General features: G+C 31.5%; 17 protein-coding genes. 8 read left to right on the top strand and 9 right to left on the bottom strand.

The features are described from left to right. Positions 1-109: 109 nt before the first annotated feature. Positions 110-1,795, top strand: a complete 1,686-nt coding sequence (locus tag ACFQ1O_RS04035; protein WP_377713606.1) for an ABC transporter ATP-binding protein — start codon at positions 110-112, stop codon at positions 1,793-1,795. A gap of 60 nt (positions 1,796-1,855) precedes the next feature. After that, positions 1,856-3,415 (top strand): AprA-related methyltransferase, encoded by a 1,560-nt coding sequence (locus ACFQ1O_RS04030; RefSeq protein WP_377713604.1) that lies wholly within the window; start codon positions 1,856-1,858, stop codon positions 3,413-3,415. A 51-nt stretch (positions 3,416-3,466) separates the two neighbouring features. Here the strand turns inward: ACFQ1O_RS04030 and ACFQ1O_RS04025 are convergent, their stop codons facing one another. From ACFQ1O_RS04025 to trhO, 7 genes are all read right to left on the bottom strand, one after another. Further along, entirely contained in the window at positions 3,467-4,123 is a 657-nt protein-coding gene (locus ACFQ1O_RS04025; protein ID WP_377713602.1) for a 3-oxoacid CoA-transferase subunit B, read from the bottom strand. 35 nt (positions 4,124-4,158) lie between these two features. Beyond that, positions 4,159-4,503: a four helix bundle protein gene (locus ACFQ1O_RS04020; protein WP_377713600.1), complete on the bottom strand. Its 345-nt coding sequence runs from the start codon at positions 4,501-4,503 to the stop codon at positions 4,159-4,161. A gap of 31 nt (positions 4,504-4,534) precedes the next feature. Next, positions 4,535-5,236, bottom strand: coding sequence for a CoA transferase subunit A (locus tag ACFQ1O_RS04015; protein ID WP_377713598.1), 702 nt, complete (start codon positions 5,234-5,236; stop codon positions 4,535-4,537). 16 nt (positions 5,237-5,252) lie between these two features. Continuing rightward, positions 5,253-7,553 (bottom strand): penicillin-binding protein 1A, encoded by a 2,301-nt coding sequence (locus ACFQ1O_RS04010; protein WP_377713595.1) that lies wholly within the window; start codon positions 7,551-7,553, stop codon positions 5,253-5,255. Positions 7,554-7,560: 7 nt separating this feature from the next. Continuing rightward, positions 7,561-8,043: a gliding motility lipoprotein GldH gene (locus tag ACFQ1O_RS04005; protein ID WP_377713593.1), complete on the bottom strand. Its 483-nt coding sequence runs from the start codon at positions 8,041-8,043 to the stop codon at positions 7,561-7,563. Next, a complete protein-coding gene (locus ACFQ1O_RS04000) occupies positions 8,036-9,427 on the bottom strand; it encodes a PSP1 domain-containing protein (protein ID WP_377713591.1) in 1,392 nt (463 codons plus the stop codon). Before ACFQ1O_RS04000 ends, ACFQ1O_RS04005 begins: the two co-directional genes overlap by 8 nt. A 158-nt stretch (positions 9,428-9,585) precedes the next feature. Continuing rightward, complete coding sequence (gene trhO / locus ACFQ1O_RS03995) at positions 9,586-10,629, bottom strand: oxygen-dependent tRNA uridine(34) hydroxylase TrhO (RefSeq protein WP_377713589.1); 1,044 nt, start codon at positions 10,627-10,629, stop codon at positions 9,586-9,588. A gap of 467 nt (positions 10,630-11,096) precedes the next feature. On the opposite strand from trhO, the gene recA reads away from it, so the two are divergent. From recA to ACFQ1O_RS03975, 4 genes are all read left to right on the top strand, one after another. Then, positions 11,097-12,101, top strand: a complete 1,005-nt coding sequence (gene recA, locus ACFQ1O_RS03990) for a recombinase RecA (protein WP_377713587.1) — start codon at positions 11,097-11,099, stop codon at positions 12,099-12,101. Between the two features lie 157 nt (positions 12,102-12,258). Further along, entirely contained in the window at positions 12,259-12,678 is a 420-nt protein-coding gene (locus ACFQ1O_RS03985; RefSeq protein WP_377713585.1) for a hypothetical protein, read from the top strand. Positions 12,679-12,687: 9 nt separating this feature from the next. Continuing rightward, positions 12,688-13,227, top strand: coding sequence for an RNA polymerase sigma factor (locus tag ACFQ1O_RS03980; RefSeq protein WP_377713583.1), 540 nt, complete (start codon positions 12,688-12,690; stop codon positions 13,225-13,227). Between the two features lie 2 nt (positions 13,228-13,229). Continuing rightward, complete coding sequence (locus tag ACFQ1O_RS03975; RefSeq protein ID WP_377713581.1) at positions 13,230-15,128, top strand: outer membrane beta-barrel protein; 1,899 nt, start codon at positions 13,230-13,232, stop codon at positions 15,126-15,128. Between the two features lie 76 nt (positions 15,129-15,204). Here the strand turns inward: ACFQ1O_RS03975 and ACFQ1O_RS03970 are convergent, their stop codons facing one another. Then, positions 15,205-15,954, bottom strand: a complete 750-nt coding sequence (locus ACFQ1O_RS03970; protein WP_377713579.1) for a lysophospholipid acyltransferase family protein — start codon at positions 15,952-15,954, stop codon at positions 15,205-15,207. Positions 15,955-16,070: 116 nt separating this feature from the next. On the opposite strand from ACFQ1O_RS03970, the gene trpS reads away from it, so the two are divergent. Next, positions 16,071-17,039, top strand: coding sequence for a tryptophan--tRNA ligase (gene trpS / locus ACFQ1O_RS03965; RefSeq protein ID WP_377713577.1), 969 nt, complete (start codon positions 16,071-16,073; stop codon positions 17,037-17,039). Between the two features lie 126 nt (positions 17,040-17,165). Here trpS and dprA read toward each other — a convergent pair whose 3' ends face one another. Beyond that, a complete protein-coding gene (dprA, locus tag ACFQ1O_RS03960) occupies positions 17,166-18,269 on the bottom strand; it encodes a DNA-processing protein DprA (protein ID WP_377713575.1) in 1,104 nt (367 codons plus the stop codon). 128 nt (positions 18,270-18,397) lie between these two features. Between dprA and ACFQ1O_RS03955 the strand changes: the two genes are divergently transcribed. Then, positions 18,398-19,345 carry an HU domain-containing protein gene (locus ACFQ1O_RS03955; protein WP_377713573.1) on the top strand — a complete coding sequence of 316 codons (948 nt, stop codon included), beginning with the start codon at positions 18,398-18,400 and terminating at the stop codon, positions 19,343-19,345. The last annotated feature ends 1 nt before the right edge of the window (position 19,346 follow it).

Raw genomic sequence — 19,346 nt, 5'->3', positions numbered from 1 at the left:
TAACAGTTTGTGTTGAATATCAAATGGTTAATCCCCTTTTTTGTTAAATTTTAGTTAATAGTCTATAAGTTGAGTGGATAATTACATTTAGATTGAAAAAAATAAATAAATGAAAAAAATATTAAGTCTTCAGAATCTTTCACTTTCTTTTAAAAATAGAGAAGAAGAAAAACAGGTATTGTTTAATGTTTCATATGACTTATTTGAAAATGAAATATTAGGGATTGTTGGTGAGTCAGGTTCAGGAAAATCTGTAAGTTCAATGGCTGTTTTAGGTCTTTTGCCAGAAAAAAACACTATTTACAATTCAGGTAGTATCAAATTCGGAGAAAGAGAGTTAATAGGTTTGTCTAATAGAAACTTTCAAGCTATAAGAGCTAAAGAAATAGCCATGATATTTCAAGAACCAATGACTTCTCTAAACCCTTCTATGACTTGTGGTCAACAAGTGTTAGAGGTCTTATTACAACACTTAAAAATAAATAAAAAAGAAGCTAAGATTGAAGTGTTGAATTTGTTTGATAGGGTTAAACTACCAGAGCCTAATCAGCTTTATAATAAATACCCTCATCAAATTTCTGGAGGACAGAAACAGAGGGTAATGATAGCTATGGCCATTGCTTGTAAGCCACAAGTTCTTATTGCAGATGAGCCTACAACAGCATTAGATGTTACTGTTCAGAAAGAAATAATTTCTTTGTTAAAAGATTTACAACAAGAAACAAAAATGAGTATTGTTTTTATTTCTCATGATTTGTCTTTGGTTTCAGAAATTTCAGATAGAGTAGTGGTTATGTATAAAGGTGAAATTGTAGAAAAGGGGTCTGCTCAACAAGTTTTTAAATCACCCCAGCATCAATATACTCAGGCATTAATTAGTTCTAGGCCAGATACTCAAGAGCGTTTGTTTAGATTACCAACAATACAAGATTTTTTAAATGAGTCTATAAGTACAAAGTTAGTAAGCGATGAAGAAAGAGTAGTCAGGTTAGAAAAGCTTTATGCTAACAAGCCAATATTAGAAGTTAAAAATGTAGAAAAAAGCTATGTAAATAAAGGTTTTTTAATGCAAAAAGATATTGTTTTTAAAGCTGTTAATGATGTTAGTTTTAAAATGTATGAAGGAGAAACAGTAGGTTTGGTAGGAGAATCAGGTTGTGGTAAATCTACTTTAGGTAATACAATTCTTCAGCTAGATAAAGCAACGGCTGGACAAATCTTTTATAGAGGAAATGATATAACACAAATTAGTAAGACTGAATTACGTTCTCTTAGAAAAGAAATTCAATTGATCTTTCAAGATCCTTATTCATCTTTAAACCCTAGAATACCTGTAGGTAAGGCTATTATGGAGCCTATGAAAGTTCACGGATTGTATAATAATGATAAGGAACGAAAAGAGAAAGTATTAGAACTTTTACAGAGAGTTGGTTTAGAAGAAAGTCATTTTTATAGGTATCCTCATGAGTTTTCTGGAGGTCAGCGACAGCGAATAGGAATTGCTAGAACAATTGCAGTAAACCCTAAATTAATAGTTTGTGATGAATCGGTATCTGCATTAGACATATCGGTGCAAGCTCAAGTATTGAATTTGTTGAATGAATTGAAAGAGAATTTTGGATTTAGCTATATTTTTATTTCACACGACTTATCTGTTGTAAAGTATATGAGTGATCAGTTATTAGTGATGAACAAAGGGAAGTTGGAAGAAGTTGGCGATGCAGATGAAATTTATGCCAATCCGGTTTCAGAGTATACTAAAAAGTTGATTCAGGCTATTCCAAAAGGGATTTAATTTTCGACTAATAGTAGGGTATTATAGATAAAAAGAAAGCAACATTTTGTATCTTTAAGTATGATACTAGATAAAGCTACACAACGTTATTACAGATCAATTTTGTTTAAACATCAAGATGGTGTTGTAATTACAGGAATTGTAAATACATTATTAACTAAAGGAGTGATTTCTTTTTTAGAAAAAGAGAGACAGACTACTTTAGATGACCTATGCCTGCAATATCCTTTTTTTCATAAAGGGTATTTAAATGTTGCTTTGCGTAGTTTAGCTTCACAAGGTATTATTAGTTATCATATAGAATCTACATCTATAGAAATAGCAGTAACAAATAAATTCGAGAGTTTTAAAAAATATGCAAATTTATATACTGAATACAGTAAATTATACTCAATTCAATTACAAGTATTAAAAGATGTTATAAGTGAATCTGTAAAAGTAGATAATGAGGTTTTAAAATTAGCTCAACAGTTTTCAATTTTAAATAAAGAATATCAAGATGCGTATTTTCAAAACGAAGTTAAATGGCATTTAGAAGCCATCATGTTATTGCCTTATCTTGTTAAGTTAGGATTTAATGCTAGTTATTTATATCTAAGCAACGAGAGTGTTCTAGAAGCATCTCCATCGTTAAAGTTATTATTAAAAGAATTGGAGTTAATTGAAGAAGGGAAACTTAATCAAAGAGGTCAATTTCTAATAGATAAATGTTATGCTTATGGTGTTACAGTTTCTTATTGGCCTATTTTCACTCATATTAATAGCTATTTGTATGGAGATTTTAATCCTTTTTTTATAAAAGATGATAACGGAATAGAGCAACATGTTTTACGTAGTATTAATGTATGGGGAAGTGGAGGTGCTCATGCTACTTATTTTAAGAAGTTTGATGAAGTTATACTCGATATATTTAACCAGCCTTTAGAAAAGCAGCCTCGCGGAATAATTGATGTTGGTTGTGGAAATGGAGCTTTATTAGAGCATGTTTTTGATTTGATTTGGAATAAAACCAAGCGAAGAAAGGATTTAGAAAATAACAAATTGATTTTAGTTGGAGCAGATTTTAATAAGGAAGCGTTATTGAGTACTAAACGCAATTTAGAAAAGGCAAATATTTGGGCAGATGTTGTATGGGGAGATATTGGTAATCCAAATCAGCTTGATAAAGAGTTACAAGAAAAACATCAAGTATCATTATCAGAACTGTTAAATGTTCGTTCTTTTCTAGATCATAATAGGCCTTTTAACTTTCCTAAGCAAGAAAGAGTATTTACAGCTACTGCCACTGGAGCTTTTGCGTACAGAGGTGAATATTTAAAGAATACCCAAGTAGAAGAAAGTTTAATAGAACATTTTGAAAAATGGAAACCGTATATTCAAAAACACGGATTACTTATGATAGAATTACATACTGTTAGCCCAGATAAAGTAAGTGTAAATTTAGGAAGAACTCCTTGTACTGCTTATGATGTTACTCATGGTTTTTCAGATCAATATATAGTTGATACTACGGCATTTTATAATAGCGTAAGTATGGCTGGGTTAAGTATTTCTAAAAACCACCAATATGTTTTCCCAAATAAAGAAACACCAACGATTAGTATTAATTTAATAAAATAAAAAACGCCGTTCTTTTAAAGAACAGCGCTTATATATTTTAGGTTTATTTAATTAATCTAAAATCATTTCAGGAATTACACCTTCAATAATTAAGTTTCCTTCTGTAGCATTTTGGATATCTTCTACGCTTACTCTTGGAGCTCTTTCTAATAATTTAAAGCCTTGCTTTGTTACTTCTAATACAGCTAAGTTGGTTACAATTTTTTTAACACAACCAACTCCTGTTAAAGGTAAACTACATTTTTTTAATAATTTAGATTCACCACGTTTGTTGGTATGCATCATTGCAACAATTATATTTTCGGCAGAAGCAACTAAATCCATAGCTCCTCCCATACCTTTTACCATTTTACCAGGGATCTTCCAGTTAGCTATATCACCATTTTCTGCAACTTCCATAGCTCCTAAAATGGTTAAATCTACGTGTTGACCTCTAATCATAGCAAAACTAGTGGCAGAATCGAAAAAACTAGCTCCTTCTAGAGTTGTAATGGTTTGTTTACCGGCATTTATAATATCTGCATCTTCTTCTCCTTCAAAAGGAAATGGACCCATTCCTAATACACCGTTTTCACTCTGAAATTCAACTGAGATATCAGTTCTTACATAATTAGCAACCAAGGTAGGAATACCAATACCCAAGTTTACGTAATATCCGTCTTTAACTTCTTTTGCAATTCTTTTTGCAATTTCTACTTTTCCTAACATCTTTTAATGTATCAATTAGTTGATATAGCAATGTATCAATTTTTATTTTTGATACTAGTGCTTAAAATTTTATATATAATTAATCCTAGTTGATCAATCTTTTCTTTTAAAACTTCATTATTTGGATAAGATTCTGATTTTTCACAGAGGATTAACCAATATTTAGTTTCTTCTAATTCTTTAGCAGCTATTTTAATTTTATGAATAAAATCTGCCTTACTTTCAGCATTTTGAGCTTCATGTATATTTGCGCCAATACTGGTTCCAGATTTTAGCAATTGCCTAGAAATAACATACTTTTTATACGTGTCTAATATTTCACAGTATTCAATAATTAACAATGCAACTTCTATAGATTTATCAACAACAGGATTCTTCATAGTTACATTGATTAATTACTACATTAGAAAATTAATTTTTAGAACGAACTGTTCGTTGCTCAATTCTTTTTTCGTAATCTTTTCCTTGAAATATTCTGTTTACAAAAATACCAGGAATATGTATTTGGTTCGGGTCTAATTCACCAGCAGGAACTAACTCTTCTACTTCAGCAACTGTAATTTTAGCTGCACCACACATACACGGGTTAAAGTTTCTTGCTGTACCTTTAAAAATTAAATTCCCTGCAGTATCTCCTTTCCAAGCCTTTACAATGGCGAAGTCTGCCTTAAAAGCTTCTTCAAGCACATACATTTTACCATTAAACTCTCTAGTTTCTTTCCCTTCGGCTACTTCGGTTCCGTAACCTGCTGGAGTGTAAAATGCCGGAAAACCTGCTTGTGCAGCCCTACATTTTTCAGCCAAAGTACCTTGTGGTGTTAACTCTACATCTAACTCACCAGAAAGCATTTGTCTTTCAAATTCATCATTCTCTCCTACATAAGAAGAAATCATTTTTTTGATTTGTTTTTCTTGTAATAATAAACCTAAACCAAAATCATCTACACCTGCATTATTAGAAATACATGTTAAATTGTTTACACCTAGTTTTACTAACTCGGTTATACTGTTTTCAGGAATACCACATAAACCGAAACCTCCTAGCATAATAGTCATTCCGTTGGTTATACCTTCTAATGCCTTTGAGACATTTTGCACTGTTCTGTTAATCATTGTTGTATTGTGTTGTTTAAATACCTAAATCAATATCGTTAGGATCATTATCATCTGCATTTTTTGAGAATTTTTTACAGTCAACTTCAATTCGTAAATTTTCAGGTTTCTCAAATTCCCCATCAGATATGCCCAAGTCTTTGTTATTATAGCAATCTTTCATGTATAATGCCCAAATAGGCAAAGCCATAGTTGCTCCTTGACCGTATGTTACAGAGCTAAAATGAACTGCTCTATCTTCTGCTCCAACCCAAACTCCAGTAACTAAATTCGGAACTACCCCCATGAACCAACCATCTGATTGGTTTTGAGTGGTACCTGTTTTACCAGCTATTGGATTGGTAAATTTATATGGAAAACCTGTAGTTAATTTAGGTAATCTTGTCCATCCGCTTCTTAAACGAACACCAGATCCATTTTGGGTTACACCTTCCATTAATTTTAAAGTAACATAGGCAGACTCTTTACTTAAGACATCTTTCGTTTCTAAGTCCATTTGGTCTAAAACAGCCCCGTTTTTATCTTCTATTCGTAAAATAATAGAAGGTTTAATATATTGCCCCATATTGGCTAAAGTACTATATGAATTTACCATTTCATAAAGACTTAAATCAACGGTTCCTAATGCTATAGAAGGGAACTCTTGAATTTCTGAAGTAACACCTAAATTATTAGCCATTTTAATAACATTTTTCGGCCCAACTTCATCCATTAAACGAGCTGAAATAGTGTTAATGGAGTTAGCTAGCGCTTTTTTCAGTGTAACATCGCCAGAATATTTTCCATTAGAGTTTTTAGGACACCAATCTTGTAAGTTTCCATGTCTACCTTCAGGAATACAGTAATAAGCATCTTGCATAACCTCACAAGGTGAGTATTTTAATTGGTCTATAGCTGTAGCATATAAAAAAGGTTTAAAAGTAGAACCTACTTGTCTTTTACCTTGTTTAGCATGGTCGTACTTAAAGTGTTTTTGGTTAATTCCTCCAACCCAGGCTTTTACATGACCAGTTTGTGGTTCTATAGATAATAAACCTGTTCTAAAGAATTTTTTATAATAACGTATCGAATCTTTTGGAGTCATGATAGTATCTATGTCTCCTTTCCAAGAAAATACACGCATTTTAGTTTTCTTATTGAAAGAGGCTAAAGCTTCTTTTTTAGATTTTTTTAATTCTTTAGTGTATACTCTATAACGCTCAGATCGTTTCATAGCGGTTAACAAAGAGCGCTCAATTTCTTTGTTATTTAATCCTCTAAAAGGTGCTGTTTTGTTTTTTTTGTTTTGCTTGTCAAACTCATTTTGTAGATTTTTCATATGTCTAGTAACTGCATTTTCAGCGTACTCTTGCATACGAGAATCTATGGTGGTATAAATTTTTAAACCATCTTTGTACAAACTGTATTTTTCTCCATCTTCTTTTGGGTGTTCCTTTATCCATTTATGCATTTCAGATCGCAAATGTTCCCTAAAATAAGTAGCTAAACCTGCATTATGCGTTTCTGGAGTAAAGTTTAGTTTCAATGGTAGTTTTTGTAAGGAATCTTTTTGTTCTGGAGTTATAAGTCCGTTACGAGCCATTTGTTTAAAAACTACATTGGTTCTGTTTTTAACACCTTTTGGATTCCTGATAGGATTATACAAAGAAGAATTTTTAAACATACCTACTAACATGGCAGACTCTTCTACATCTAAATTTTTAGGTTCTTTTCCAAAATAGATTCTTGCTGCAGAACGAATACCGTCACCATTATTACCAAAATCATAAATGTTATAATACATAGTAATGATTTCCTCTTTGGTGTATTGACGCTCTAAACGAGTAGCAATAACATATTCCTTTATTTTTTGTACAATCCTATTGTCTTTTGTTTTATTTTGATGATATAAAAGTTTAGCTAATTGTTGAGTAATGGTACTTCCTCCTCCTCGAGTTCCCATAAATAAAATAGCACTTAATGTTCTTTTAAAATCAATGCCAGAGTGTTCGTAAAAGCGTTCATCTTCAGTGGCAACTAGGTTATCAACTAAGTGTTTAGATAAATCTTCGTATTCAACAGGTGTTCTGTTATCGGTTAAATAAAACTTACCTAAAGTTTTTCCGTCAGCACTAATAATTTCAGCAGCTAAATCTGTTTTAGGGTTTTCTAAAACCGTATGGTCAGGCATATCGCCTAAAGCACCTGTAGCTGCTAAAACGAATGGAAGTGCAATGGTTAAAATTGCTAAGCAGAAAAGCATCCAAAACCATTTGATGAATTTCTTATAACTAGTGGTGCCTTTTTTTGCAGCTTTTTTTACCGTTTTTTTAGCCATAATACTGTTATTTTGGTGTTTTTTCTATTCTAAACCCTAACTCTGTAATTCCGTTTAAATTTTCTAAACCTAAAACATTTCCGTTTTTACGCATAGCATGTTTTACAGTTAATAAGTAATTACCTTCTTCTTTAAAACGAACTTTTTCTTTATACCAAAGTTTATTTTCTTTTATAGCAGAAAATCCAGTTCCCATCCATGATCCGTCAGCATTTGCCATTTCGTATTCTAAAGTATCAGTAATTTTATTTTTTTTAGGGTCTTCCAACTCTGTTATTAAATATAGATTACTAAACGGATACTCGTTGTTATTACGAAGATTGATAAATAAGTTGTATTTGTTTATGGTATCTGGACTGTTAAAAGAAAAAGAGATAGGGTTTTCTTTTGCCCATGATCCAGGAACAGTTTGATATTCATCTAGAATTTGTTTGCTGTCGCAAGCAACCAGTATAAAAATAGCTAATATAGAATAGGCTAGTTTACGCATCTTTTTGTGGTGCTTTATTTTCTCCTCCTTTATTAGGATTGTTTTTTCGTTTATTAGGTCTGCGCTTTTGTTGCGGTTTCCTATTTTCATCATTCCCCTTAGTTTGAGGTTTTTTAGTGTTTTGATTTTGTTTTCCTTCTACTTTTCTTTGCTGAGGTCTTCTCTTTTTTTGAGGAGAGTTTCCTTCAGTTTTTTTAGCGTTAGGATTGTTTCTTCTAGGCTTATTCTGTTGTTGTTTGTCTGATGTAACTTTGCCTCTTTGCTGAGGTTTTCTTCTTCGTTTCTTGTGTTTAGGTTTGTCAAAACGAGTTAGACTATCTTGTCCAACAACATTTTCAAAATCTACTTTTTCTTTTAGATCAGTTTCAGAAACATAATCTTCTAAACTAGTAGCTTTTTTGCCTTCTTTATTTAGAGCAACTATTTCATTGGCATCTGAAGTAGTAATCATAAACCAATTCATCCACTCACCTTCGTAAGCATACCACATTACTCCTTTAAAAATATCTGTTTTTTGACAAACAGCTCTACCTTTTTCTGTCTGTAATTTTATGTTTTTATCAGGAAAACTCTTTAAAGCGTCTAAATATGCATCTAGTTCAAAGTTTAAGCAGCATTTTAGTTTACCGCATTGTCCAGCTAATTTTTGTGGGTTTAAAGATAATTGCTGATATCTTGCGGCTGCTGTACTTACAGACCTAAAATCTGTTAACCAAGTAGAGCAACACAATTCTCTACCACAAGAACCTATTCCGCCTAATCTTGAAGCTTCTTGTCTGAAACCTATTTGGCGCATTTCAATTCGTATGTTGAATTCTTTAGCAAAGTTTTTAATTAATTGTCTAAAATCAACACGTTCTTCTGCTGTATAGTAAAAAGTAGCTTTAGATCCATCTCCTTGAAATTCAATATCAGAGATTTTCATTTTTAAATTCAAGTCTATAGCTAATTGCCTTGCTCGAACTTTCATAGGTTCTTCTCTTTCACGAGAAGTAGTCCAAATATCAATATCTTTTTGAGAAGCTTTACGGTAAATTTTCTTTACATCTTCTCCTTCTAAAGGTGCTTTTTTCTTTTTCATTTGTACTCTAACAAGTTCACCTGTTAAAGTAACCATCCCTATATCGTGCCCAGGAGAAGCTTCTGTTGCTACAACATCTCCTATAGATAAAGTTAAATTTTCTGTGTTTTTGTAATACTGTTTTCTTCCGTTCTTAAAACGTACTTCGGCAAAATCAAAAGGTTTTTCATTAGATGGTAAGCTCATGTTAGAAAGCCAGTCAAATACTGTAAGTTTATTACAACTATCCGATCCACATGTTCCGTTATTTTTACAACCCCTTGGTTTGCCATCAGTTCCTGTACCGCAACTATTGCAAGCCATAATATATATGAAACCCTAAAAAGGGTAATTTATCGTTAATAAAAAATCAAACGTAAAGATACATTTTTTATTGTTATCTGCTAGTTTTAAAAGAACACAAAAAAGCCTTTGAGTAAATTATACTCAAAGGCTTGTAAAATTGAGGCTAATTAGAAAATCTAACCGCGTAAATTTTTCTTGTATTTTAGAACTTCTGATCTTCCTTTTTTAAAGATATCGTTACTGTTTCCTTTTCCTTTTCTTAAAGCTTTTTGCTCTTCTTTAGGTAAGCTATTTACTTCTGCACAATGAGTAGAGCAACAGTTTTGCATTTCTTTAGCACATTCTTCACATTGAATAAATAGAAGGTGACAAGCTTCGTTAGCACAATTAACGTGAGTATCGCATGGTTTACCGCATTGGTGACAATTAGCTATGATATCATCAGAGATGCGTTCGGCTCTTCTGTGGTCAAAAACAAAGTTTTTACCGATAAATTTATTTTCTAAACCTTCGGCATCAACTTGTCTCATATAGTTAATAATACCACCCTCTAATTGATATACTTTTTTAAAACCTTTGTGTTTATAGTAAGCACTTGCTTTTTCACAACGAATTCCACCAGTGCAATACATTACTAAGTTTTTATCTTCTTTATGTTCTTTTAAATCCTCTTCAATTATATCTAAAGAGTCTCTAAAGGTATCTACATCTGGTGTAACTGCTCCTTTAAAATGACCTATTTCACTTTCGTAGTGATTACGCATATCTACTAAAACGGTATTAGGATCTGCAATAATGTCGTTAAATTCCTGAGCTTTTAAGTGAACACCTTTATTGGTTACATCAAAGGCATCATCATTTAAACCATCGGCAACAATTTTGTGTCTTACTTTTACTTTTAATTTTAAGAAAGACATATTATCTTGCTCAATAGCTATGTTTAATCTAATGTCTTTTAAGAAATCAATACTGTCTAAGTGCTTTTTAAAGGCTAGAAAGTTTTCTGCAGGAACAGATAATTGAGCATTTATTCCTTCTGTAGCTACATAAATTCTCCCAAGAACTTCTAGTTTGTTCCAGGTAATAAATAAATGATCTCTTAAAATTTGTGGATTTGCTATGTGTGCGTATTGGTAAAAAGAGATAGTAAGGCGTTCTTTTCCAGCCTTTTCTATCAATTCTGCCCTTTCTGCAGCACTTAATTTATTGTACAGTTGCATGCTATATCAATTTTTTAAGTTAAAAAGTGCTGCAAATATACAGTAAAAGAGTTCAATGGGAATATAAAAAGCCTCTGATTTACTAAAACAGAGGCTTTTTGTGGCTAATTCGTTACTAATTTGTTTTTTTAAAATGACGGTGTTTCGTCATAAAAACATTTTGTATAAGTAACGAACGCTAACCACCATCTACTTTACAGTTGCCTACTAATAAAGCGGCAATTGTAAAGCCATCAACACAGTTGTTAATATTTTTAGTTAAAAATCTCATTATGGGTTCATTTTGTTTTATGCACTAACGCATAAATTATCATTGCTTTTATAAACTAGATGTAGATTTGGTTGAAAGGTTGCGTGATAGTTTACATTTTTTTTGAAAAAATATAAATTGTTAACAAACAGATGTGTTACTCGATTGTTTTTAGAGCAAAGAACTCGTACATTAGCAACTCAAAATTTACGATAAAATGAGTTCAGAAAAAGAAGCAAAATTAAAAGCGCTAAAGTTAACCTTAGATAAACTAGACAAGGCTTATGGCAAAGGAACTGTAATGAAAATGGGAGATACGGCTGTACAAGAAATTGATGCGATTTCTACAGGATCTCTTGGTTTAGATTTAGCTTTAGGTGTTGGTGGTTATCCTAGAGGAAGAGTAATAGAGATATATGGTCCGGAATCTTCTGGTAAAACAACTTTAACTTTGCATGCTATTGCTGAAGCTCAGAAAAAGGGAGGAATAGCAGCTTTTATAGACGCAGAGCATGCTTTTGATCGTTTTTATGCAGAGAAGTTGGGTGTAGATATAGATAATTTAATTATTTCTCAACCAGATCATGGAGAGCAAGCTTTAGAAATTGCCGATAATTTAATTCGTTCTGGTGCAATAGACATTATTGTAGTCGATTCTGTTGCTGCATTAACTCCTAAAAGTGAGATAGAAGGAGAAATGGGAGATTCTAAAATGGGATTACATGCTCGTTTAATGTCTCAAGCTTTACGTAAATTAACATCGAGTATTAGTAAAACCAATTGTACCGTAATATTTATTAATCAATTACGTGAAAAAATCGGTGTAATGTTCGGAAATCCAGAAACAACAACAGGTGGTAATGCACTTAAATTTTATGCCTCTGTTCGTTTAGATATTAGAAGGTCTACACAAATTAAAAATTCTGATAGCACTGTAGTAGGAAATAAAACAAGAGTAAAGATTGTTAAAAATAAAGTAGCTCCTCCATTTCAGTTAGCTGAATTTGATATTATGTATGGTCAGGGAATTTCTAAAGTAGGTGAAATTATAGATATAGGAGTTGAATTTGGTATTGTTAAGAAAAGCGGTTCTTGGTTCAGTTATGAAGATACTAAACTAGGTCAGGGTAGAGATGCAGTTAAAAATTTGCTTAGAGATAACCCAGATTTAATGGACGAATTAGAAGAGAAAATTGTTACTGCCATTGCAGAAAAAGAATAGATTTATATAAAAAGTATGGTAAGAAGGCTCAACTTAAAAAGTTGAGCTTTTTTGTTTTACATATTAGTTAAAATAAATATACAATGATATTGTACGCAACCTTTTGTAACTTTATGCATCTAATAACTGAGAGATATAAAAAAATAAATAATAATATATGATGCGAAAAATTCTTGGAATACTATTAATAGTACTTTTTTGTTATGGTTGTAACTTAGATGATGGAGATGGTAATCAATTTGTGTTTCATGTATTACCTGTAGAAAGTATTGAATTGCCTCAGAGTTTTACATTAAATGAAACATATGAAATACCATTTACCTTTTACAGACCCACTAATTGTCACGGGTATAACGGTGTTATATCTAATCCAAATGATAACGAGAGAACTATTGCTGTTTCTGCTTTTTCTGTAGAAGGAGATTGTGTAGATTTTGTTGCTCCAGATGGATTGTCTGAGCAGTCATTTAATTTTGTTGTGAATCATAACTACACATACATATTCAAAGTATGGAAGGGAAAAGATGAGCAGGGGAATGATATGTATGAAACAATAGAGGTACCTGTAACAGATTAAAGCTTATTTATGAGTTTAGAACAACTCATCATAAAATGTGGAAAACAAGATGTTCAAGCACAAGGAGCAATTTATAAGCTATATGCGAGTAAGTTGTTTACCTTGTGTTTGAAATATTCTAAAAATTATCCTGAGGCAGAAGATAATCTGCAGGATGCTTTTTTGACTATATTTAAGAAAATAAAGCAATATAAAAATAACGGTTCTTTTGAAGGTTGGATGAAGAGAATTGTTATCAATACAGCGCTTCAACGCTATAGAAAAGAAGGTGTTTTAGATGTCATAAAAGATGATAATATTAAAGAAGAGCCAGTAGAAGTAGATACAGAAGATGTATCTATAGATTATTTACTTCAATTAATTCAAGAATTACCAGACAGATATAGATTGGTATTTAATTTATATGTGTTAGATGGTTATTCTCATAAAGAAATAGCTGTTATGCTAAATATTTCTGTAGGGACATCTAAATCGAATTTATCTAGAGCTAGATTAATTTTGAAGGAGAGAATTGAAGAAAACCAATTTAAAAACAAACAAACCCCTTGATTATGGGAGAACGTAAAAATATAGACCAACTGTTTCAGGAACAGCTCAAAAATTTTGAGGAAGCTCCTGGAGATCATGTGTGGGAAAATATTAGAGAAGAACTAGAAAAGACTAAAGAGCCAAAAAAACGAGTGCTACCTATTTGGTATCGTTTTACAGGTGTAGCAGCATCACTTATTTTGTTAATAAGTTTAGTTGTGAATCTTTGGTCTGAGGATATTCCAAATGCTAATACAATAATAGTTGATACAGAAAAAAATAGAAACCAACCCTTAAATACTTCAGAAACGAATGATTTAAAAGATTCATCATCTTCTAAAAGTAAAGAGTTGCTAGGTGGTGATAATAATATATTATATCAAAATACTAAAGATGCAATAGTATTAGAGGAATCTAAAGCAATTAATCCGGTAGGTGAAAAAAGCTTTTCTAATGTGGAAAAACATTCAGACTCGTATGTAAATAAGGGCAATGCCTCTAAAAACACTAATGATTTATATAAAGTAAGGAACAATAAGACTAATTTAACACCTCACTATAATCAAGTTAAAGATCCAAAAGAAGTTTTAACTCAACATAATAAAATTAAAAAGGAATCAATAGTAGATAAAAATAACCTTAATGATGCTGTTGTTTCTAATACAACAATACAAAAGAATTTTAAGAATATAGAAGAGGATTTGTCATCACCTAAAGACAATAAGAAAGAATATTTAATTAAAGAAAAGCAATTAAATGCTTCTGTTAGGGAAAATGGGTTAGTTGATAGCAAAGTTAAATCAACAGATAAAAAAGGATTTGTTGAAGATAGAGGAACTGGATTGCTAAACAATAACAGGTCTCTAAATGAACCGATTAATACCAATAAAGATATTGTTGCTGCCAATGAAGCAAATGGTAAGGAAGGAGAAAATGTTATTGGTAAATCTTTAAATAAAAGTGTTGTAGATAATAATGTAATTGACACAGAAAAATTAGATTCAACTTTTAAAAATCAGAATTCTATTGAAGAAAGTGCTATTTCTGAAAACACTACGGCAGATTCGGAACTTTCTAAGGAGGATAAAAATGAGAGTGGAGAAGAAAAGGAAGTAGAAGAAAAAGAGTCACAAACCATTGAGGAAGCCATTGCTGAACAAGAGAGTACTGAAGAGACAGCAGAAGAGAAAGACGACGAAGAAAGTACAGGGAAAAAATGGCAAGTTAGACCTAATATAGCACCTGTTTATTATAATAGTCTGAGTTCTGGATCTCCTATAGACGAACAATTTAAAGGAAATAGAAAGAAAGGAAAGGTGAATATGAGCTATGGTGTTAATGTTAGTTATAACCTTAATAAAAAGCTTAGAGTAAGAACAGGCGTTAATAAAGTGGAGTTGGGTTATAATACTGAAAATGTAGCAGTAGTGCCTGCAGCCGAGGGAGCTAGTATAGATTTCATAAAAAATGTATCTATGACCTCTGAAGCAACTCATTTAAATATTGCTAGTGCAGATGGTTTTGCAGTTTCTCAAATACCATCATCTTTTCGAAATTTATTTGATGCTCGTATAAGTCAAAAGTTTGGTTATATTGAAGTGCCTTTAGAATTATCGTATAAAGTATCTCATAAAAAATTAAGCATTGATTTAATAGCTGGTATGAGTACATTTTTCTTAGATAAAAATGAGGTACATGCTGAAACCAATTCATTTACAACCTATCTAGGCGAGGCAAACAATTTAAACAAGACAAGTTTTAGTACCAATTTTGGAGTTGGTTTTAATTATCAAATATCAAAAGCCTTTCATTTAAATGTTGAGCCTACATTTAAATATCAATTAAACTCTTTTAGTAATGATTCGGGTAATTTTAGACCGTATTTACTAGGAGTTTACTCAGGCTTCAGTTTTAAGTTTTAGTTGGTTAGGTTTTATCTGCTTTTTAAAAGCGATGATGAACAGAAAACGCTCTTATATTTAAGGGCTTTTTTGTTTTTTAGTTCACAGTAGTATATTCTTCTAGCTGTTGTAAAATAACATTTCTAGTTTGCTCTTTTATAGTGTCTCTATCTTCTTTTAAGGTTTTTCCTTGGGTAGGGATAGGTTGGTGTATGGTAACTCTCATTTTACCTGGGGATCCGCCATCAAAAAAACCGTACGGAAAGCGTTTTTTGTTGTCTGCAAACGTAAGTGGTACAATAGGTATTTGGTGTTCAATAGCTAATCTAAAGGCTCCGTTTTTAAACTTATCTAAAAAAATATCTGATTTGGGCACTCCTCCTTCAGGGAAAATACAAATACTTAAACCAGAATTCAATCTTTTTTGTGCACGATCAAAAACTTCTTTTCTGCTTTTAGGGCTACTTCTGTCTACTAGTATGCAAGTACGCTTGTAGAAAAAGCCAAAAACTGGAATTTTAGACAGCTCTTTTTTTCCTACAAAAACAAAAGGGTTTTTCTCTACAGCTAGCATTAGCATAATATCGGTCATAGAAGTGTGGTTAGAAACAAACATATAGCTTTTACCATATTCTATTTCTTTTTCTTTTTGCAGTACTACTTTAAAACCCATGGCTATTAAAATAGTTTTAGCCCAAATACGTGCTAGCTTAAAAAAATAAGGGTATAATCTATCGTTAGCAGATGTAATTAATAAAAAAGGAAACATAATTAAAATAGGTATAGCTACCCACAAGTAAAACCAAATACGGTACAACGCTCTGCCTATGTAGTTTAATATGTTCACTAATTACGAATAAAAAATAAATCAGTTTTCTGATGTCAAGTTTCAAAAATAACTTTTTTATGATTGATGCTTTCAATAAGTTTGTATAAATTTTATAAAAATATACCAAAAGACTAATGGCAAGAGTTTTAACAGGAGTACAAAGTACCGGAACACCGCATTTAGGAAATTTATTAGGAGCAATTATTCCGGCTATAGAGATGGCTAATAATCCGGCTAACGAGTCGTATTTATTTATTGCAGATTTACATTCATTAACTCAGATTAAAGATGCAGAAGAGTTACGAATGAATACCTATTCTACAGCTGCGGTATGGTTGGCTTTTGGTTTAGATATAAATAGAACTGTTTTTTACAGGCAAAGTAATATACCTCAGGTTACTGAGTTGAGTTGGTATTTAAATTGTTTCTATCCGTATCAGCGTTTAACCTTGGCGCACTCATTTAAAGATAAGGCAGACAGGTTAGAAGATGTTAACGCTGGGTTGTTTACTTATCCTATGCTTATGGCAGCCGATATTTTATTGTATGATGCAGAAATTATTCCAGTAGGTAAAGATCAATTGCAGCATTTAGAAATGACTAGAGATGTAGCATCTCGTTTTCATGCTAAATTAGGTGAAACTTTTGTGTTGCCAGAAGCTAAAGTACAAGAGGGTACTATGTATGTTCCTGGTACAGATGGGACTAAAATGAGTAAGAGTAAAGGGAATATCATTAATTTGTTTTTGCCAGATAAAAAATTACGTAAGCAGATTATGAAAATAGAAACAGATAGCACTCCTTTAGAAGAACCTAAAAATCCAGATACGTGTAATTTATTTGCGTTGTATAAGTTGTTAGCATCTGAAGAACAGATTGCAGAAATGCACACCAATTATGTAAGTGGAGGTTATGGTTTTGGACATGCCAAACAAGCTTTTTATGAGTTGTTAATTGAAAAATTTAAAAAAGAAAGAGCTTTATATAATCATTATATGGAGAATCTTAATGAAATAGATGATGCTTTAAAAATTGGAGCAGATAAAGCAGCTGTAGTGGCAAATTCTGTGTTACAGAGAGTTAGAAAAAAAGTAGGATATTAACTTTTTTATAACACTATAAATTCATTTATAACATTTAATTGTATGTATATTTGAACTCAGTTTTTTGTTAAGAAAACTAAGTATTTTTTTGGGGTAAGAGAGCAGTGTTAAATCACTGCTCTTTTTTTATATAGATTGAAATTGTTTTCCGGGTAATGCCCTTATCAAACCTTTAAGTTCTAAGTTTAATAAAGTGGATGAAAGTTGATAAATTGGTAGCTTACATGCAATTGAAATAGCATCTAAATGTGTTTTTTCTTGTTGAGATAAAAAAGAAAATACGGTGTTTTCTATATCTGATAATTCTACAAATAGTTGAGGTTGAATAACTTTTTTAGCTGTCGTTTCTACAGACCAGTTTAAATGATAAATAATATCTGCAGCGCAAGTAATTAATTGGGCTTTTTGATGTTTGATTAGATTGTTACAACCTTCACTTAATTCGTCATTAGCTCTACCAGGAACCGCAAAAACTTCTCTATTATAAGAATTGGCTATATCTGCAGTTACTAAACTACCTCCTTTTTTTGCACTTTCTATAACAATTGTAGCTTCAGATAATCCTGCAATAATCCTGTTTCGTTTTAAAAAATTATTGCGTTCGGGTTCGTCAATACTCCAAAAATCGGTAACAAAACCACCGTTGGCTTCTACTTGTTTTACATATTTTTTATGAACTTTCGGGTAAATTTGGTTTAAGCCATGAGCTAAACAACCTATAGTTTGTAAGTTGTTTTTTATGGCTGATTTTTGAGCACATATATCTGTTCCGTAGGCAAATCCAGAAATTATTATAGGATTTACTAGACTAAGTTCTTCTATTAGTTTTTCGCAAAAATATTTTCCATTATTGGTTAAGTTTCTGGTTCCTACTACACTAATTATTTTAGGGCTATTTAAGTTAATGTTTCCAGAATAGAAAAGCAATATAGGAGCATCTATACAATGTTTGAGTTTATTTGGATAATCGATATTTTTATAATACCAATATTTTAAATTATTCTTTTTTATAAATTTTAATTCATCCTCAGCAAGATTAAAAATTGTTTTATTTTTAAGAGAATTAATATGTGCTTGCCCAATACCGTTTATTTTTAATAAATGAGTAGACTTTTCTTTAAAAATAGCCTCTGCAGATCCGCAATGATTAATAAGTTTTTTGGCAGTTAAATCGCCAATTAAAGAAGCTTTTTGTAAAGCAAGTATAGATATTAAATTTTCTTCGGTCATATAAAATATTGGTAGTCAGTTTAAAGTTACCAAAAAAAGCGCATTGTTAATAACTATTGTATAAGCTTTTATATAAAGATTGAAAAAAATGTAATTTTGTTTAAGAACTAACTAGACTGATTGATACTATGAAAATGATCCAATACATAAGTGATTTATTGTACCGATATGAATGTGTTATTGTTCCAGATTTTGGAGCTTTTTTAACGCGCACTAAATCTGCTGTGGTAGATACACAATCAAACTTATTTTTGGCACCTAGAAAGCAAATTTCTTTCAATGAACAGTTGCAACAGAATGATGGCTTATTAGTTAATCATATAGCATCGGTAAATTCTATTCCTTATACAGAGGCAATGAATCAATTACAACAAGAAGTAATTGAATTAAAAGGAAAGTTAATATCAGGAGAAGTAATTACTTTAGCTAAAATTGGTCATTTTTCTATAAGTGTTGAAGGGAAGTTACAATTCATTCCTATAGAAGAAGTAAATTACCTAACAAGTTCTTTCGGGTTAGATACTACTTTAAAGCAACCCGTTTTAAGAGAGGTGTATAAAGAAGAGGTAGAAGTTATTGAAGAAAAAGCTCCTATTGCTTTTATTCCAGAAACTAGAAAGAAACGCCCATATTTAAAATATGCAGCTGTAACTGTTTTAGGTTTAGGTATGCTAGGTTTTTTAGCAAAGCAAGGTTTCGATTTTAAATTACAAGAAGTAGCTAATCATAATGCAAAACAAAATATAGAGGCTGCTAGAATAAGTGTTCAAGAAGCTTCAATATTTGATTTAGGAACGATTCCAGAAGTGGTATTAGAAGTAAAGGCAGTAAAGCCTATTACAGGTCCGTATCATATCATAGCTGGAGCTTATCGTTTTGAGGAAAATGCAGATAAAAAGATTGTACAATTAAAAGAGTATGGCTATTCTGCAAGAAAAATTGGTCAGAATAAATACGGCTTGCATCAAGTGGTTTATGGTAGTTATGCTAATAAGACTGAAGCATTAAAAAATCTTAGAATAGTAAAGAACGATCATAATAAAGCTGCTTGGTTGTTGGTTAAGAAGATAGATTAAT

Source organism: Pseudofulvibacter geojedonensis (genome assembly GCF_042675745.1).
GTDB classification, from domain to species: Bacteria; Bacteroidota; Bacteroidia; order Flavobacteriales; family Flavobacteriaceae; genus Pseudofulvibacter; species Pseudofulvibacter geojedonensis.
This window is presented reverse-complemented; position numbering and strand designations above follow the sequence as displayed.

What these genes read in the sequence shown, in the direction of transcription:
- trhO (WP_377713589.1), bottom strand. Translation starts at nt 10,629, where the DNA reads ATGCAACTGTACAATAAATTAAGTGCTGCAGAAAGGGCAGAATTGATA.
- ACFQ1O_RS04025 (WP_377713602.1), bottom strand. Translation starts at nt 4,123, where the DNA reads ATGTTAGGAAAAGTAGAAATTGCAAAAAGAATTGCAAAAGAAGTTAAA.
- ACFQ1O_RS04000 (WP_377713591.1), bottom strand. Translation starts at nt 9,427, where the DNA reads ATGGCTTGCAATAGTTGCGGTACAGGAACTGATGGCAAACCAAGGGGT.
- ACFQ1O_RS04015 (WP_377713598.1), bottom strand. Translation starts at nt 5,236, where the DNA reads ATGATTAACAGAACAGTGCAAAATGTCTCAAAGGCATTAGAAGGTATA.
- ACFQ1O_RS03985 (WP_377713585.1), top strand. Translation starts at nt 12,259, where the DNA reads ATGATGCGAAAAATTCTTGGAATACTATTAATAGTACTTTTTTGTTAT.
- ACFQ1O_RS03980 (WP_377713583.1), top strand. Translation starts at nt 12,688, where the DNA reads ATGAGTTTAGAACAACTCATCATAAAATGTGGAAAACAAGATGTTCAA.
- trpS (WP_377713577.1), top strand. Translation starts at nt 16,071, where the DNA reads ATGGCAAGAGTTTTAACAGGAGTACAAAGTACCGGAACACCGCATTTA.
- ACFQ1O_RS04010 (WP_377713595.1), bottom strand. Translation starts at nt 7,553, where the DNA reads ATGGCTAAAAAAACGGTAAAAAAAGCTGCAAAAAAAGGCACCACTAGT.
- ACFQ1O_RS04030 (WP_377713604.1), top strand. Translation starts at nt 1,856, where the DNA reads ATGATACTAGATAAAGCTACACAACGTTATTACAGATCAATTTTGTTT.
- ACFQ1O_RS04020 (WP_377713600.1), bottom strand. Translation starts at nt 4,503, where the DNA reads ATGAAGAATCCTGTTGTTGATAAATCTATAGAAGTTGCATTGTTAATT.
- ACFQ1O_RS04035 (WP_377713606.1), top strand. Translation starts at nt 110, where the DNA reads ATGAAAAAAATATTAAGTCTTCAGAATCTTTCACTTTCTTTTAAAAAT.
- ACFQ1O_RS03975 (WP_377713581.1), top strand. Translation starts at nt 13,230, where the DNA reads ATGGGAGAACGTAAAAATATAGACCAACTGTTTCAGGAACAGCTCAAA.
- recA (WP_377713587.1), top strand. Translation starts at nt 11,097, where the DNA reads ATGAGTTCAGAAAAAGAAGCAAAATTAAAAGCGCTAAAGTTAACCTTA.
- dprA (WP_377713575.1), bottom strand. Translation starts at nt 18,269, where the DNA reads ATGACCGAAGAAAATTTAATATCTATACTTGCTTTACAAAAAGCTTCT.
- ACFQ1O_RS03955 (WP_377713573.1), top strand. Translation starts at nt 18,398, where the DNA reads ATGAAAATGATCCAATACATAAGTGATTTATTGTACCGATATGAATGT.
- ACFQ1O_RS04005 (WP_377713593.1), bottom strand. Translation starts at nt 8,043, where the DNA reads ATGCGTAAACTAGCCTATTCTATATTAGCTATTTTTATACTGGTTGCT.